The 16,054-nt window shown below is 65.6% G+C and carries 17 protein-coding genes; 7 read left to right on the forward strand and 10 right to left on the reverse strand.

Features of this window, described 5'->3' with window-relative positions:
• Nucleotides 1-139: 139 nt before the first annotated feature.
• From P1IM2_RS00005 to P1IM2_RS00040, 8 genes are all read right to left on the reverse strand, one after another.
• Nucleotides 140-523 (reverse strand): hypothetical protein, encoded by a 384-nt coding sequence (locus P1IM2_RS00005; RefSeq protein WP_186401025.1) that lies wholly within the window; start codon nt 521-523, stop codon nt 140-142.
• A gap of 87 nt (nt 524-610) precedes the next feature.
• Nucleotides 611-1,990: an L-serine ammonia-lyase gene (locus P1IM2_RS00010; protein ID WP_186401026.1), complete on the reverse strand. Its 1,380-nt coding sequence runs from the start codon at nt 1,988-1,990 to the stop codon at nt 611-613.
• 171 nt (nt 1,991-2,161) lie between these two features.
• Nucleotides 2,162-2,776, reverse strand: a complete 615-nt coding sequence (locus P1IM2_RS00015; RefSeq protein ID WP_186401027.1) for a superoxide dismutase — start codon at nt 2,774-2,776, stop codon at nt 2,162-2,164.
• 88 nt (nt 2,777-2,864) lie between these two features.
• Nucleotides 2,865-4,448, reverse strand: coding sequence for a cisplatin damage response ATP-dependent DNA ligase (locus tag P1IM2_RS00020; RefSeq protein ID WP_062900867.1), 1,584 nt, complete (start codon nt 4,446-4,448; stop codon nt 2,865-2,867).
• Complete coding sequence (locus tag P1IM2_RS00025) at nt 4,445-5,455, reverse strand: ligase-associated DNA damage response exonuclease (RefSeq protein ID WP_186401028.1); 1,011 nt, start codon at nt 5,453-5,455, stop codon at nt 4,445-4,447. Before P1IM2_RS00025 ends, P1IM2_RS00020 begins: the two co-directional genes overlap by 4 nt.
• A complete protein-coding gene (locus tag P1IM2_RS00030) occupies nt 5,455-6,885 on the reverse strand; it encodes a UdgX family uracil-DNA binding protein (protein WP_186401029.1) in 1,431 nt (476 codons plus the stop codon). The genes P1IM2_RS00025 and P1IM2_RS00030 overlap by 1 nt, the downstream gene beginning before the upstream one ends.
• Nucleotides 6,882-8,132, reverse strand: coding sequence for a putative DNA modification/repair radical SAM protein (locus P1IM2_RS00035; RefSeq protein ID WP_062900870.1), 1,251 nt, complete (start codon nt 8,130-8,132; stop codon nt 6,882-6,884). The genes P1IM2_RS00030 and P1IM2_RS00035 overlap by 4 nt, the downstream gene beginning before the upstream one ends.
• Nucleotides 8,133-8,183: 51 nt before the next feature.
• On the reverse strand, nt 8,184-9,764 hold the full coding sequence (locus P1IM2_RS00040; RefSeq protein ID WP_254535819.1) for a GAF domain-containing protein: 1,581 nt from the start codon (nt 9,762-9,764) through the stop codon (nt 8,184-8,186).
• A gap of 206 nt (nt 9,765-9,970) precedes the next feature.
• Between P1IM2_RS00040 and P1IM2_RS00045 the strand changes: the two genes are divergently transcribed.
• Both P1IM2_RS00045 and P1IM2_RS00050 read left to right on the forward strand, forming a co-directional pair.
• A complete protein-coding gene (locus P1IM2_RS00045) occupies nt 9,971-10,765 on the forward strand; it encodes a response regulator (RefSeq protein WP_003052571.1) in 795 nt (264 codons plus the stop codon).
• Nucleotides 10,766-10,925: 160 nt separating this feature from the next.
• Entirely contained in the window at nt 10,926-11,447 is a 522-nt protein-coding gene (locus P1IM2_RS00050) for a GNAT family N-acetyltransferase (protein ID WP_082819813.1), read from the forward strand.
• A gap of 55 nt (nt 11,448-11,502) precedes the next feature.
• On the opposite strand, the gene P1IM2_RS00055 is transcribed toward P1IM2_RS00050, so the two are convergent.
• Both P1IM2_RS00055 and P1IM2_RS00060 read right to left on the reverse strand, forming a co-directional pair.
• Nucleotides 11,503-12,117, reverse strand: a complete 615-nt coding sequence (locus P1IM2_RS00055; protein ID WP_409574525.1) for a sigma-70 family RNA polymerase sigma factor — start codon at nt 12,115-12,117, stop codon at nt 11,503-11,505.
• 96 nt (nt 12,118-12,213) lie between these two features.
• Nucleotides 12,214-12,630, reverse strand: coding sequence for a BLUF domain-containing protein (locus P1IM2_RS00060; protein WP_003038631.1), 417 nt, complete (start codon nt 12,628-12,630; stop codon nt 12,214-12,216).
• A 165-nt stretch (nt 12,631-12,795) separates the two neighbouring features.
• Between P1IM2_RS00060 and P1IM2_RS00065 the strand changes: the two genes are divergently transcribed.
• The 5 genes from P1IM2_RS00065 (at nt 12,796) to P1IM2_RS00085 (ending at nt 16,044) form a co-directional block, all read left to right on the forward strand.
• Entirely contained in the window at nt 12,796-13,053 is a 258-nt protein-coding gene (locus P1IM2_RS00065) for a NepR family anti-sigma factor (protein WP_058812440.1), read from the forward strand.
• Nucleotides 13,053-13,688 (forward strand): sigma-70 family RNA polymerase sigma factor, encoded by a 636-nt coding sequence (locus tag P1IM2_RS00070; RefSeq protein ID WP_062900873.1) that lies wholly within the window; start codon nt 13,053-13,055, stop codon nt 13,686-13,688. Before P1IM2_RS00065 ends, P1IM2_RS00070 begins: the two co-directional genes overlap by 1 nt.
• 79 nt (nt 13,689-13,767) lie before the next feature.
• Nucleotides 13,768-14,940 (forward strand): PQQ-dependent sugar dehydrogenase, encoded by a 1,173-nt coding sequence (locus tag P1IM2_RS00075; RefSeq protein WP_186401030.1) that lies wholly within the window; start codon nt 13,768-13,770, stop codon nt 14,938-14,940.
• Between the two features lie 59 nt (nt 14,941-14,999).
• Nucleotides 15,000-15,695 (forward strand): esterase/lipase family protein, encoded by a 696-nt coding sequence (locus P1IM2_RS00080; RefSeq protein ID WP_254535818.1) that lies wholly within the window; start codon nt 15,000-15,002, stop codon nt 15,693-15,695.
• Nucleotides 15,696-15,738: 43 nt separating this feature from the next.
• Complete coding sequence (locus P1IM2_RS00085; RefSeq protein ID WP_186401032.1) at nt 15,739-16,044, forward strand: hypothetical protein; 306 nt, start codon at nt 15,739-15,741, stop codon at nt 16,042-16,044.
• Nucleotides 16,045-16,054 lie beyond the last annotated feature (10 nt).

Raw genomic sequence — 16,054 nt, forward strand, 5'->3', positions numbered from 1 at the left:
CCGGGCCCAAGCTCCCCAGCGGTCTCGAGAACCTAGGTGGCAACGGGCTCGCAGACGGCGCGGGAGGGTCCGCTAGCGGACCCTCCCGCAAACGCGCTTATGCATCATTATCAAGATACAAGGTGGCAGCCCGCCGCCATCAAGCGACTTGCGGGCCGTTGGCCAACAATGGTCTCCAGATGAGGTCGAGCCGCTCGACGGTCGTATCGGTCAATTCGTACATCTCGGAAAGCGAAGCCTCCGTCGCTTTGACCAGATCGCGACCGCCCTCGGTGCCGAGAAAGCGTCCGGAGTGCGTATACTGAAACTTCCACCCAGCTTGCGGAATTGACTCTGCGGCGCGGATCGAAATCCACCAATCACCCCAGACCGTCAGGGCCACGATCTGCCGTTTGCGCACCTTGAATGTAACTTCCACCCGCTCTTCGGTCTTTCCATCGCGAAGCTCGATGAAGCGCTCAATTATCGGAGTTGCGTTACGATGCTTGAGCGCTTTTCCACGGCGTTTAAGGCTATCAAGCACGTCCAATAGGAATGGGCAGTCTGACCTTTCGAGCATCTCGCCTTTTAGCAAAAAAGGTTCAGTGCGCTAGCAGCCAACAGTTAAAGCTCAACACTCCACCACACTGACCGCCAGCCCGCCCTTCGACGTTTCCTTATATTTATCGCGCATGTCGCGGCCGGTCTGCAGCATCGTCGCGATCACCGTATCGAGGCTGACGACATGGGTGCCGTCGCCGATCATCGCGATGCGGCTCGCGTCGATCGCCTTGATCGCGCCCATCGCGTTGCGCTCGATGCACGGGATCTGGACCAGCCCGCCGATCGGATCGCAGGTGAGGCCGAGGTTGTGCTCCATGCCGATCTCAGCGGCATTTTCGACCTGCGCGTTGGTGCCGCCGAGCGCCGCGGTCAGCCCCGCGGCGGCCATCGAGCAGGCGACGCCGACCTCGCCTTGGCAGCCGACCTCGGCGCCCGAGATGCTGGCGTTGCGCTTGTAGAGCGCGCCGACCGCGCCCGCGGCGAGCAGGAAGGTGCGCACCCCCGCCGCGTCGCCGCGATAGCTGCGCCGGTAATAGCGGATCACCGCCGGGATGATCCCCGCCGCGCCATTGGTGGGCGCGGTGACGACCTTGCCGCCCGCGGCATTTTCCTCGTTCACCGCCATCGCCCACAGGTTGATCCAGTCCATCATCGCCATCGGGTCGGACAGGTTCGCTTCGTGCCGTTCGCGGATGTCGGCGGCGATCTGCGGCGCGCGGCGCTTGACCTTGAGGCCGCCGGGCAGCGTGCCGGTGCTGCAACAGCCCGCATCGATCGAGGCGTCCATCGCCGCGGCGATCTGGTCGAGCCCCGCCTCGACCTGTTCGGGGCTGCGGTGCACCAGCTCGTTGTCGAGCATCATTTCGGCGAAACTCTTGCCCGACGCCGCGCCCATGTTGAGGAGGTCGGCGCCCGAGGTGAAGGCGAAAGGCAGCGCCACTTCGTCCTCGGTCCCGCGGCTATTGCGCCCCGCCTCCTCCTCGTCGACGACGAAACCGCCGCCGATCGAGAAATACATGCGCTTGGCCAGTATCTCTCCGTCACCATCGCGCACGGTGAAGCTCAAGGCGTTGCTATGAAAAGGCTGGCGCTGCTTCATCTGGAAATGCAGGTCGCGCGCCGGCTGAAAGCGGACGCGCTGGCGGCCGAGCAGATAAAGAAAGCCCTCATTCTCGGCGCGGTCCCAATGCGCCTTGATCGCGGCGAGGCTGGTTTCGGCCGGGATTTCGCCCGCCAGCCCGGCGACCACTGCGGTATCGGCCGCGTGCCCCTTCCCCGTCAGCGCAAGCGAGCCATAGAGATCGGCCTCGACATGCGCCGCCTTGCCGAGCAGGCCGCGTTCGTCGAGCCAGACGGTGAAGCGCAGCGCCGCAACCATCGGTCCGACAGTATGCGAGCTCGATGGCCCGACACCGATTTTGAAAAGTTCGAAGAGGCTGATCGTCATGCCGCGCCTATAGGCGAGGAAATAGTCTTATGACAGAAGCCAATGCCTTGACGTCTAAAGCCGTGTCCCCCCGCGAAGGCGGGGGTCCATCATCCGTGGGCGAAAAATAGCACCGACCGGAGATGGGTCCCCGCATTCGCGGGGACGCACGGCCTTTTCTTTGACAGGAAATTACGCCGGATAAGTCCAAGCACCGTCGCGCGCCAGATTCTCAGCGGCGAAATCCCAGTTGAGCAGCTCGTCGACCACCGCGTCGACGTAGGCCGGACGCAGATTCTTGCGGTCGATGTAATAGGCATGTTCCCACACGTCGATGACGAGCAGCGGCTTGATACCCGCGGTCACTTCGGTGCCGGCGTCATGCGTGTCGGTGACCGACAGATTGCCGTCCTTGGCGACCAGCCACGCCCAGCCCGAGGCGAAATGGTTGACCGCCGTGTCCTTCAGCTTCTTCTTGAGATCGTCGAGCGACCCAAAGTCGCGGTCGATCGCCGCGGCGAGATCGCCCGACGGGGCGGTCTTGGTCGGTGACAGGCAGTTCCAGTAGAAAGCGTGGTTCCACGACTGGGCGCTGTTGTTGAACAGCCCCTTGTTGCCCGACCCTTCGGCATGGTGGATGATTTCTTCCAGGCTCTTGCCGGCGAGGTCGGTGCCTTCGATCGCGGCATTGGTCTTGTCGACATAGGCCTTGTGATGCTTGCCATGATGCGTCGCGAGCGTGTCGGCCGAAATATGCGGCGCCAGCGCGTCCTCGGCATAGGGCAGCGGCGGAAAAGCGATTGTCATGGCAGTCTCCTTTTTTGGTGTTCGGGGGTGTAACTCGGTATGTTTGACGCGAGTTGCAACCCCGTGACGACGAATTCTGGCGTTATTTTTACGTCACCATGCCGCGCAGCGTCGCGATCCGGTCGGCTTCCTCCGCCGGCTTGTCGCGCCGGATGCGCGCGATGCGCGGGAAACGCATCGCCAGCCCCGATTTGTGGCGCTTCGATGCGTGGATCGAATCGAAGGCGACCTCGAGCACCAGCGTCTTTTCGACCTCGCGGACCGGGCCGAAGCGATCGACCGTGTTGTCGCGCACGAACTTGTCGAGCCACTTCAGCTCCTCGTCGGTGAAGCCCGAATAGGCCTTGCCCACCGGCAGCAATTCGCCCGTCTCGGTCCAGCAGCCGAAGGTATAATCCGAATAGAAGCTGGCGCGGCGCCCGTTGCCGCGCTGCGCATACATCATCACGCAATCGGCGCTCAGCGGATCGCGCTTCCATTTATACCACAGCCCCGCCCGCCGCCCGGCGACATAGGGGGCATCGCGCCGCTTGAGCATCACTCCTTCGATCGCGGCGTCGCGCGCGCCGGCGCGCAGATCGGCGAGCGCATTGAAATCCGCCGCCGCGATCAGCGGCGACAGGTCGAAATGGCTGGCGGCCAGCCGCGGCACGAAGGCCTCCAGTTGGCGCCGCCGTTCGGACCACGGCAGCCCGCGCAGATCGTCGCCGGCAACGGCCAGCAGGTCATAGACGCGCACGAAAGCCGGATAATCGGCGAGCATCTTTTTCGAGACGGTCTTGCGCCCGAGCCGCTGTTGCAGCGCATTGAAACTCGCCGCCCCACCCTGTGTTTCTGGGCCGCCCTGAACCTCGCCGCGCACCAGCAACTCGCCGTCGATCACCGCCTCCCGATCGAAGGCCGCGACCAGTTCGGGGAAAGCACTGCTGATCTCCTCGCCGCCGCGGCTGTAAATACGCGTCGCGCCGGCGGCATGGACGATCTGGACGCGGATGCCGTCCCACTTCCATTCGGCGGCGAAGTCGGCGAGGTCGACAACCTCTTCCTCGAGCGGGTGCGCGAGCATGAAGGGCCGGAAAAAGGCGACGTCGGCAAGGTCGGGACGCGGCGCCCGTCCCTCACCCCAGGCGAACAGCGGCGCATAGGGCGGCGGGATCGCGTGCCATAGCTCCTCGACATCGTCGACCGGCACCCCGAACGCCTGCGCGAACGCCTGCTTCGCGAGCCGCGCCGACACCCCGACGCGCATTCCGCCCAAGGCCAGTTTGAGCAGCGCATAACGCCCGTCGGCGTCGAGCCGGTCGAGCAATGCGGCGACGACCGCGGGCGCATCGCTGCGGCTTGCGGCGGCCAGCGCATCGACGGCTTCGGATATGCTGAGATCCGCACTCTTGCCGGGCGCATCGGGCCACAACAGCGCCGCCGTCTCCGCCGTATCGCCAACAAAATGTCGCGACAGCCGGAACAGCTCTTCATCCACGCGCGTCGCGAGCAGCGTCCGCACCGTCCCCGCCTTCACCGCCGAAAAGTCGAGCGCCTCGGTCAACGCCGCGAGCGCCCAGCCGCGATCGGGATCGGGCGTATGCTTCAGATAATCGACGATCAACGCCAGCTTGCTGTTGCGCGAGCGCGTGTAGATCAGCCGGTCGATCAGGGCGGCGAAGCGCTTCACACTTCCTCCTCCAGGTCGCGGCCGACGAGGTGCAGCGCGCGCGCCTTGCGCTGGGTGAGTTCGCACCAGCGCAAGAGGCCGTCCTCGCTGCCGTGGGTGATCCAGCTCTCCTTGGGGTTCACTTCGGCGATCGTGGCCGTCAGTTCGTCCCAGTCGGCATGGTCGGAGATGACGAGCGGCAGTTCGACCATCCGTTGCCGCGCGCGCTGGCGCACCCGCATCCAGCCCGACGCCATCGCGGTGACGGGATCGGGGAGCCGCCGCGACCAGCGGTCGTTGAGCGCAGACGGCGGGGCAATGACGATCTGCCCCGCCATCGCCGCCTTGTCGGTTTCGGATACCAGCCGCAATTCGCCCAGATCGACGCCGTGCGCAGCATAGAGCGCGCACATACGTTCGAGCGCGCCGTGAATATAGATCGGCGCATCCCAGCCCGCGCCGCGCAGTTCGGCGATCACCCGCTGCGCCTTGCCGAGCGCATAGGCGCCGACGAGTATCGCGCGGTCGGGCTCGGCACGCACCGCGCCGATCAGCTTGGCGATCTCGTCCCCAGTCGGCGGGTGCCGGAACACCGGCAGGCCAAAGGTCGCCTCGGTCACGAAGATATCGCACGGCACCACCTCGAACGGTGCGCAGGTCGGGTCGGCGCGGCGCTTGTAATCGCCGGTGACGACGATCCGCTCGCCGCGATACTCCATCAATATCTGCGCGCTGCCGAGCACATGGCCGGCGGGATGGAAGCTGAACCGCACCCCGCCGCGCTCGAACCCGTCGCCATAGGCAAAGGCCTGATTGTGGGTCGCCTCGGCATCGACGCCATAGCGCAGCACCATGATCGCGAGCGTCTCCGGCGTCGCGAAGACCGCGCCATGCCCGCTGCGCGCATGATCGGCGTGGCCGTGGGTGACCGCTGCGCGCGCAACGGGGCGCGACGGATCGATCCACAAGTCAGCGGGCTTCACATAGATACCGCTCGGGTGCGGCTCGATCCAGCTAGCGCCGGGCATCAGACAGCCAGCTTTCGCGCGCGGATCAGGTCGGCGACGAACATGTCGCGCTCCTTCGCCGCGCGTTCGCGGTCGGGCAGGCGGAGCAGGAACGACGGATGGACCGTCGCGATCAGCTTCGTGCCGTCCTCCAGGTCATGCACCGACCCGCGCATCGACGCGATCGTCGCGCTTCGCCCCGTCACCCCTCGCAGCGCGCTGCCGCCCAGCGTCACGATCACGTCGGGCCGGACCAGCGCGCGCTCCTTGTCGAGCCACCAGCGGCAGATATCGATCTCGGCAGCCGTCGGATTCTGGTGCAGCCTTCGCTTGCCGCGCGGTTCGAATTTGAAATGTTTGACCGCGTTGGTCAGAAACAGCCGCCGCCGGTCCATGCCCGCTTCGTCGAGCGCTTCGTTCAGCACCTGCCCTGCCGGGCCGACGAAGGGCCGTCCCTGCAAATCCTCCTGATCGCCGGGCTGTTCGCCGACCAGCATGATCCGCGCCGTCGCCGGTCCCTCGCCCGCGACCGCCTGCGTCGCGTCGCAATAGAGCGGACAGCGCGTGCAGCGATCGAGCGCACGCGCGATCGTGTCGAGCGTATCAAGGGCTTCGGTCGAGGCGTCGTCGTCGGTCACGCGTTTGCGCCATTTCTCCGTTCGCGCATTCGCAGCCGAAACGGCCACCGCGCGCATCCGTTCCACGCGCGCCTCGGCGCCTGCCAGCAACGGCGCGATATCCTGCGCCTCGGGCAGGTTGTGCCAGTATTTTTTCGGCATTTCGGCGCGCATCGCGGCGATCTTGACGCGCGCGGGGTTGAAGATCGCGCCATAATAGGTGCGCCACTGATCCTCGACCACATCGCTCTCCGGCACTTCGTCCCGCGTCCCGCCGGGACCGTAACGCAGCGCCTCGTCCTCCCAGATCGCACGCGCGTCGGGGGTTACGATCGCCCAGTCCATGCCGGTGAAGCGGCGCTGGAAAAAGGGGGCGGTCAGCCGCAGGATGCGGTGCGCGGGCTCGAACCACGCGGCGAAGCGCTCGCGCTCGCCATCCTCGCCCAGCCGCCGGAACCGCACGAAGGCGTGCATCTTGTGAACATCGCGGCGGATCGCCTTGTCGGCCTTCATCAGCCAGTCGACATCGGCGTCGGTGCGCCGTTCAAGCAGCCGACGGTCTTGCAACGCGCGCCAAAGCACACGGTAAAGACGTGCGGGCACCGCAGCATCGCGGTAACAGATCACCCGCTCGGCGATCGCAACCAGTTCGCGCGGCAGGCTGAGCGCGCCGGACGGCGGTGGTACCGCTGCGGCCTCGCCGAACAGCGATGCGCCCTCGCCGCCGCCGCGCCAGCTGATGTCCTCGGGCGCAATCCCGTCCGCCAGCAGGCTGCGCGCCGCGCGGCGCCATTCGCCGAAATCGCCGGGCGTTTCGAGGACGACCTCCCTCACAGCGCCAGCGTCAGTTGTTCCGCGGGCGGCGCGAAGCGGGCGCGCAGGTCGGCGCTGTCGGTGAGCTTGCCCGGCCGCCAGTCGGGCGTGACGATGAAGGGCAGCAGCTTTTTGACCGACGCCGTCAGCTTGGCGAGGTCGCCGAGCCGCACCTTGCCCAGCCGCCGCGCCGCCACGATGCGGTCGACCGCGCGCGTGCCAAGACCGGGCACGCGGAGCAGCAGTTCGCGCGGCGCCCGGTTGATGTCGACGGGAAAGCTCTCGCGCTGCTGAAGCGCCCACGCAAGCTTGGGATCGATCGCCAGGTCGAGCATGCCGCAGCGCCCGCCCGCCATGATTTCGGCGCGCTCGAAGCCATAGAAGCGCAGCAGCCAGTCCGCCTGATACAGGCGGTGCTCACGCAGCAGCGGCGGGCGCACGGGGGGCAGGTCGCTGCTCGCGTCGGGAATGGGGCTATAGGCCGAATAATAGACGCGGCGCAGCCGATAGCCCGAATAGAGGTTCGTCGCCGCGTGCAGAATGTCGTCGTCGCGCGCGCCGTCGGCGCCGACGATCATCTGCGTCGACTGCCCGGCAGGCGCAAAGCGCGGCGGCGGTGCCTTGCCGATCAGCCGCCCCTTCGCGGCGTCGAGGACGTCGGCCTCGCGCGTGCGCACCGATGCCATCGTCTTGCGGATGACGCCGGGCTTCTTTTCGGGCGCAAAGCTCGCCAGTCCTGCCTCGGTCGGCAGTTCGACATTGGTCGACAGCCGGTCGGCATAGATGCCGGCAAGCGCGATCAGCGCGGGATCGGCGCCCGCGATCGTCTTCAAATGGATATAGCCCTGAAAGCGATGCTCCTCGCGCAGCAGCCGCGCGACCTCGACCAGCTGCTCCATCGTATAATCTTCGGACCGGATGATCCCCGACGACAGGAACAGCCCCTCGATATAGTTGCGCTTGTAGAAATCGAGCGTCAGCCGCACGACCTCCCGCGGATCGAAACGCGCGCGCGCGACATTGCTCGACGCCCGGTTGATGCAGAAGCGGCAGTCATAAACGCAGAAATTGGTCAGCAGGATTTTGAGTAGCGAAATGCAGCGGCCGTCCGGCGCATAGCTGTGGCATATGCCCATGCCTTCGGTCGATCCGATGCCCTTGGTCGCGGTCGAATCGCGCCGCACCGTTCCCGAGGAGGCGCAGGAGGCATCATATTTCGCCGCATCGGCGAGGATCGCGAGCTTTTGCAGAATCGATTTTCCCGACATGCCACCCGTTTAACACGAGAACATTTAAGGAACAAATCGCCTCGTCGCGTTTCAGGCTTCGCGCCATTTGGCGGGCAGCGCGATTTCGACCCGCAGGCCCTCGGGGTTCCAGTGCCGCGTAATCGTGCCCCCCAAATTGTTCCGGACGCTGCGTTCCATCAGCAGCGTGCCAAAGCTGGTGCGATCGGGCGGACCGATCGGCGCATCGCCGCCGCTTTCGGTCCAGTCGAGCCGGAACAGGCGCGGCTCGCTGCCTTCGGGGTCTTGGCTCCAGCTGACATCGACCTGCCCGCGCGCGCCGGTCAACGCGCCATGCTTGACCGCATTGGTTGCCAGCTCGTTGAACAGCAGCGCCATCGCCACCAGCGCATTTTCGGGAAGCAGCAGGTCGGGGCCCGACCAGCGCACGCGCGGAAAGGCAGCTTCGACCTCGCGCATCAGCGCGTGTATCGATCCGGTCATGAAATTTGCGCCGAGCAGGACGTTCTGCGCACGGTTAAGCGCGTCGAGCCGGCTGCTGATCCGCTCGACATAATCGTCAACATCGCGCGCCGAATTTTTGGTGAGCGAAATGATTGCGCCGACCGTCGCGAACAGGTTGCGCATCCGGTGGTGCAGCTCGCGCATCAGCAGCGTCGCATTTTCCTGGCGGCTCTTCTGTTCGGTAATGTCGGCGCTGATCCCGGTCAGAATGGCATCGTCGCGGCGCACATCCCAGTCCCCGCGCGCCGCGATCCAACGCACACCGCGTTCGGGATGGTCGATGCGGTACTCCATCGAATAGGGCGCGCCGCTGTCGACAGAGGCATAGAGCACGCGGCGCACCGCGTCGCGATCCTCGGGATGGACGCGCGCGAAAAACCCCTCGCCGGTCCTCAATGCGGTTTCGAAATCGGCGCCCCATAGCTCGGCGGTGGCCCCGCGCCATTTGAGCTCGTCGGTGCGCGGGTCGAACTGCCAGGTCGCAATGCACGAAAAGTCGAGCGCGCGTTCCAGCATGTGCCGTGCCTCGTCGCGCTCCATCACGGTGCGCCGCAGGTCTGCCTCGGCCATGATGATCGCCGCCAGATCCTCGAGCCGTTCGCGCTCGCGGTCAGCAAAATCGACGCGCGGCCGCCGGTCGATGATGCACAAAGTCCCCAGTACCGCGCCATTATAGGCGCGCAGCGGCACACCGGCATAAAACCGGATCAGCGGCTCGCCGGTGACGAGCGGATTGCTGCGAAATCGGGTGTCCTCCAGCGTGTCGGCGATAATCATCGGCCGCTCGCTCTTCACCACCTTTTCGCAAAAGCTGATCTCGCGCGGCGTTTCGGGGACGTCGAGGCCATAGGAGGATTTGAACCATTGCCGGCAATCGTCGACCAGCGACACGAGCGCGATCGGGGTGTCGAACAAGTCGGCGGCAAGTTTGGTGACGCGGTCGAACGCCGGTTCGGGCGCGGTGTCCAATATCCGGTATTCGCGAAGCGTTTCGAGTCGGCGGCGTTCGCGCTCGCGCATGTCCCTCGAACCCCCTTCGTCGCCCCCGTCGGCCAAAGCCCGCCCTCCGTCTTTTCCCGCCGCGCTCTTCTCCGAAGCGCCCTCGCTCGATGCCGTCGCATCGATTGCCGTGGTGGGGCGCTGTGCCATGAATCTGGTCCCTGCAAAAGCTTGTGAATGAGCGCGCAAGAAAAAGACCATCTTTCTGCTACTTACGCGGCGATCCGGTAGCGTCCCGGCAGACTCTACGCATCAGGCGCGTGGTGGTTGCAGAAAATGGGGGTGCTTTTTTGCCTCAATGCGGGAACCTGCCTCCGCGGGGCGCGTATGATCGGTTCAAAGAGGGAGGTTCCTGCATGAGCTTGGGCGAAGAAATCCGTGGCCATCTGCCGTTCCTGCGCCGCTATGCGCGCGCGCTCACGGGCAGTCAGCAACATGGCGACAATTTCGTCCACACCACGCTGGAAGTCATCGTCGCGGCGCCCCAGGAATTTCGCACCTGTCCCGATACGCGTATCGACCTCTACCGCAGCTTTCACCGCATCTGGGAAAGCGCCTATATCGACGATGGCGAAGGCAGCGACGCCGAACTCGACCCGGTGCTACGCGCCGCGAACGACCGGCTGCGCCGGATCACCCCTCTCGGCCGTCAGATCCTCCTCCTTACCGCGCTCGAAGGCTTCTCGGCCGACGAGGCCGCGGCGATCACCGGCACCGACATCCCCACCGTGGAAACGCTGCTCGCCGAAGCGGTCGGCGACCTCGACCGCGAATCGCGCACCTCGGTCCTGATTATCGAGGACGAGCCGCTGATCGCGATGGAGCTTGAACAGATCGTCCGCGAACTCGGCCACGAGGTCGCCGGAATCGCGACAACGCACGACGATGCGGTCGCGGCGTTCGAACGCACCGAGGCCGGCCTAGTCCTCGCCGACATCCAGCTTGCCGACGGATCGTCGGGGATCGACGCGGTACAGGACATTTTGGCGATCGCCCCCGTCCCGGCGATCTTCATCACCGCCTTTCCCGAACGCCTGCTCACCGGCAACCGCGTCGAGCCGACCTTCCTGATCTCCAAGCCCTTCCGCCAGAACATGGTCCGCGCCGCGATCAGCCAGAGCCTGCTCTTCACCCCCCAACTCGCGGCATAAGGCTTCGTTGGCCTCTGGGTCGGAGGAACGGCTCGAGGGGCGGCGCTCCAGACCGAACCGCCCTCTAAGCCCTTCGCTTCCGATGTGCCGGCAATCCGGCAAACGACCATTCTCGGAAGTTTACCCGCAAGTTGAGGTTCGTCATAAGCTGCAGCTCGTTATGACAATCCACGAGCATATCCCCACCCTGAAAACAGAACATCTCGATCTGCGAGGTCCGAGAAGCGAGGATTTCCCGGTTTATCGTGATTTCTTTGCAGATGCCGCGGCATCGCACTTCTACGGGGGGCCGATGGAAGCGGACCGCGCCTGGCGTGTGCTTGCAACGGACTTGGGCCATTGGTCACTGCGTGGATATGGCCGCTGGTCGGTTGTAGAGCGCGCGAGTGGATTAATGATCGGCGGGTGCGGACTTTGGTGGCCTGAAGGCTATCCGAGATCGGAGCTGACGTGGTGGATTGTTCCATCGGCCCGCCGAAACGGCTATGCGCTGGAGGCTTCGCGTGCAGCCATTGCATTTGGATATGATATGCTGGGTTGGGACTTGGTCGAGACCCACATGAATGATGATAACGTCGCGGCGCGAGCGCTTGTCCAAAAACTTGGTGGCACAAAAATCTTGCGCGAAAAGTTTCCCGACGGACTGGAACGAGACATTTTCGGTCTACCGCGTCCACATTGAGGGCAATTCGCGAGTAAAGTGCGTCGTCCACTCCCAAACCGCCACGCAGGCGCCGTCAATCCGGCGAGGTTCCCCCGCCTGTCAGTTGGTCGACGCTGCCCATGATCGTCGCGAAGGCTTCGCTCGGGGGCAGCGGGTCTTCGCTGCGCAGCGGCATCTCGCCGCCGTCGAGGATCGCCTGCAAGGCGGCCCGGGCGCGCGAGACGCGGCTTTTCATCGTGCCGACCGCGACGCCGCAGATGTCGGCGCCTTCCTCATAGGATAATTGCCCTGCGCCGATAAGGATCAGCGCCTCGCGCTGGTCGACGGGCAGCATCATCAGCGCGCGCTGCACGTCCGACAGGTGCAGGCTGTCGTCCTGATCGTCGGGCGCGACGAGCAGGCGCTCGGCGGCGAGTTCGTCATATTCGGCGGTGAATTTCTTGCGCCGCATCTGCGACAGGAAACAGTTGCGCAGGATGACGAAGGCCCAGCTCTTCATGCTCGACGGCCCCGGAATATAGCTTGCGCGCGCCTTCCATGCCTTCAGCATCGTCTCCTGCACCAGATCGTCGGCCAGGTCGGCGTTGCCGGTCAGGCTGCGGCCGAAGGCGCGCAGATGCGGCAGCATCGCCGCCAGCTCCTGCTTGAAGCTGGCGTCGTCGAGCGGTCGGGGCGTGTCGTCGCTGATAATCGGGCCTTTATCTGGGCAATCTCTCGATGCGTATGACACCGGGCTTAGCGCGTTGAAACGTCGATGGAAAGCGGCGATCCCCGCCGCAATGGCTCAGGCGGGAACCGCGGCCGCCGGCCGGCGACGTCCAAGCGCAATGAAATTGGCCATCATCTGTTCGTCGACGGGGTCGAGCCGGCCGTTGGCGGCCAGCCGCCTCAGACTGTCCTCATGCCCGTCGAAATTGGGTTCGTAGAGCATCGACCAGTCGCCGAATTCGCGGTGGTCGATGTCGCGCCGCCGCACCTCGACCATACCGCTGTGACGGCGGTCGTCGCGGATCGCGGCGAGGCACGCCTCGACCTTGTCGCCCGGACCTTCCAGCAATTGCATGAAATTATGCCCGTTGAAGATCAGGGCGCCGGTCAGCGCGTCGCGAGCATTGTTGCGGCGTGCCGTACCCAGAATATCGGCAATGTCGTCGGGCGTTATCAGCGGGTCCGCAACGCTGACATAAATAATCGATCGCAAGTCACGTGACTCCCGGCTTCCCCATTCAAGGAGCGTTGTGACCCCATCCGCAAACCCCTGCGGGCCTGCCCTGCCTGCTTAGGGCGCGTGTGGCACCTTGGCAACGCATTCGTCGCAAAATCGAAATTGCCGGGAACCAGCGGCGATCTTCCTCGTTGCTTCGGCATGGCTACGCATGGTGACAACAGGATCAACGGCAAGCCGCCCCACCCGGCGGAGGAAGCCGAAGTCGTGCGCCGCACGAATGGCAGCTTTCCGGGGACGGACAGCGACCAGTGGCATCGCACGCTGACCGGTCGGCAGTCGCCCGAGCCGGTGAGTGCGAAGCTGCGCATGATCTATGGCAGCGTCGTCGCCGAAAAGCTTCCCGACCAGATGCTCGATCTTTTGGCCCAACTCGATCAGAAAAGCCCTAAACTCTGATGACCCGCCCTGCTGCTGCGCCGCGTTCGCAGGAAAATCACAGCCTGTCGGACGGCGAATTCAAGGCGCTTCTCGCTGGCGTCATCCCGCATCTGCGCGCTTATGGGCGCAGCCTGTCGGGCAATCCCGATTTGGCCGACGATCTGACGCAAGACACGATGGTCAAGGCGTGGGCGTCGCGTGCGCGCTTCGAACGCGGCACTTCGATCAAGGCGTGGACCTTCGTCATCCTGCGCAACACCTTCCTTTCGCAGATGCGCCGCAACAAATTTCACGGCGAATATGACGAAACAACCGTCGAACGCACGCTGTCGACCCCGGCGTCGCAGGAAGATTCGGGCGAGATGGCGGATCTCCAGCGCGCGCTGATGGAATTGCCGCAGGACCAGCGCGAGGCGCTGATCCTCGTCGGTGCCGGCGGTCTGTCCTATGAGGAAGCGGCGCAGATTTGCGACTGCGCGCTCGGCACGATGAAAAGCCGCGTCTCGCGCGCGCGCACCGCGCTCGAAGAAATCATGGATCGCGGTCAATTCTCGCAGCGCCGCTCGGACGCGGTTCCGGCGAGCGAGGCGATGGATGCGATCATGGACAGCGTCGAGGAAATCACCGCGCGCCGCGAAGCCGCGAACCGCTAACGCGCCGCACATCCTCTCGACTTTTCCGGGCGAGCGCGCCAGACTGGCCGCCCACCTCCCCAGCAAAGCGAGCCTTTTCATGCAGAAAATCCCCGCCCTTGCGCTATCGGCCGCACTGGCCGTCGCCGCCTGTTCGACCGGAACCCCCAGCAACGCGGCCACCGACAGCGCCGCGCTCGACACGTCGGGTGCGCAGCTCGCGACCGCGCTCGCCGATGCGCCCTTCACGGTGCAGGAGGCAGCGGCCTTCAACGAGCCCTGGGCGATGACCTTCCTGCCCGGAACGCGCCTCGCGCTCGTCACCGAAAAGTCGGGCAAACTCAAACTCTGGGAAGAAGGCGGCGCCGCGCGCGATGTCGCGGGGACACCCCCGGTTCTCTACGCCGGTCAGGGCGGGCTCGGCGATGTAATCGTCGCCCCCGATTTCGCGCAGAGCGGTACCATTTACCTGAGCTGGGCCGAAGCCGGCCCCGGCGACACCGCCGGCGCGGTGGTCGGCCGGGCGAAGCTGGTCCAGGGCGCCGCGCCGCGCCTCGACGGGCTGGAAGTGATCTGGAAACAGGACCCCAAAGTGCCCGGCCGCGGCCATTATTCGCACCGCCTCGCCTTCTCGCCCGATGGCCGATATTTGTTCATCGGTTCGGGCGAACGGCAGAAGTTCGATCCGGCGCAGGACATGAAGGCCAATCTCGGCAAGATCCTGCGCCTGAACCCCGACGGCAGCGTCCCCGCCGACAACCCCTTTGCCGCTGAGGGCGGCGTGACCGCGCAAATCTGGTCGCTCGGCCATCGCAACATCCTGGGCCTCGCGTTCGACGGGACGGGCCGGCTCTGGAACCAGGAAATGGGGCCGAAGGGCGGCGACGAGGTCAATCTGGTCGCGGCAAAGGCCAATTACGGCTATCCGATCGTGTCGAACGGCGATCATTATGACGGCCGCGACATTCCCGACCATCCGACCCGCCCCGAATTTGCCGCGCCGAAGCTGTGGTGGAACCCCTCGGTGTCGCCCGCGGGGCTCGTCTGGTACGGCGGCGACGCCTATCCCGGCTGGAAGAACAGCCTGTTGATGGGCGCGCTGTCGGGCGAGGGGCTGATCCGCATGGCGATCGACGGCGACACGCTGCACAAGTCCGATCGCTGGGACTTCGGCGCCCGTATCCGCGAGGTCGAGGTGCGCGACGACGGCAGCGTCTGGCTGCTGACCGACGGCAAGAACGGCAAGCTGCTGAAGCTGGTCCCGAAGGCCTGACTGCCGCGCCGACGATGATCCGCAGCTATCTCTCGAGGCGCGCCCTTTGGCCGGCGCGCGTGCCCGACCCCGAGGCCCCGCCGCGGCTGGCGCTGCTCTGGCGTGAGGCGGGATCGCTGCTGCGCGCGCTCGGCGGACGCGTCCGGCCGATGCCGCCCGAACCCAATCCCGACAGCGCCCACCCGCCGGTGATGGTGCTGCCGGGCTTTCTGTCGGGCGACTGGTCGACGAAGGCGCTGCGCGCCGACCTGCGCCGCGCGGGCTTTCGCTGCTATGCCTGGGGCCTCGGCTTCAACCGCGGCGCGACCGCCGACATCATCGACCGTATCGATGCGCGCGTCGAATGGATCATCGCGCGCACCGGGCGGCCGCCCGCACTCGTCGGCTGGAGCCTCGGCGGCATCTATGCGCGCGAATATGCCAAGCATCACCCACACAAGGTCGCGCGCGTCGTCACGCTCGGTTCGCCCTTTTCAGGCAGCCGCCGCGCCAATCGCGCCTGGCGGCTCTATCATCTGATCGCGCGCCACCCGGTCGACAATCCCCCCATCGACTTCCACCCGGCGCCGCGCCCGGAAATGCCGACCTTTGCCTTATGGTCCAAGCATGACGGCGTCGTCGCGGTGAACAGCGCGCGCGGCCTGCCGCACGAAAGCGACCGGCAGATCGAGGTCGAATGCGCACATATGGGCTTTGCCTATGCCCCGACCTCGGTCGCCGCAATTGCCAAGGCGTTAACCGAAGAGATAGGCTGATGTGTGATAGGCCGGCGACAGAGCTAGCCAAAGGAATGCACCGATGCTGACGATCTTTGCGACACTCGCGCTCGCGATGCAGGGCGCCGCCGCGCCCGCCGCCTGTCCGCCCGCGGTCGTCACGGGCAACGCGCAGAGCGCCCGCGTCGCCGTTTATCGCTCGCCCAGCCTGGCCGCGCGCAAGACCGACCGGCTGCGCGCGGGAACGCGCGTCCTGGTGTGCGGCGAACAGGGCGGCTGGGCGTGGGTCGCCTATGCCAGCCGCCGCAACAGTTGCGTTCCCGCGCGCGGGGCGACCTGCGCTACCGGCTGGGTCGACCGCCGCCGTCTTGCCGCGCTCGGATCCTGATCGAACCGGC

Source organism: Sphingopyxis sp. P1IMeth2 (assembly GCF_900185685.1).
Classification (GTDB): domain Bacteria; phylum Pseudomonadota; class Alphaproteobacteria; order Sphingomonadales; family Sphingomonadaceae; genus Sphingopyxis; species Sphingopyxis terrae_A.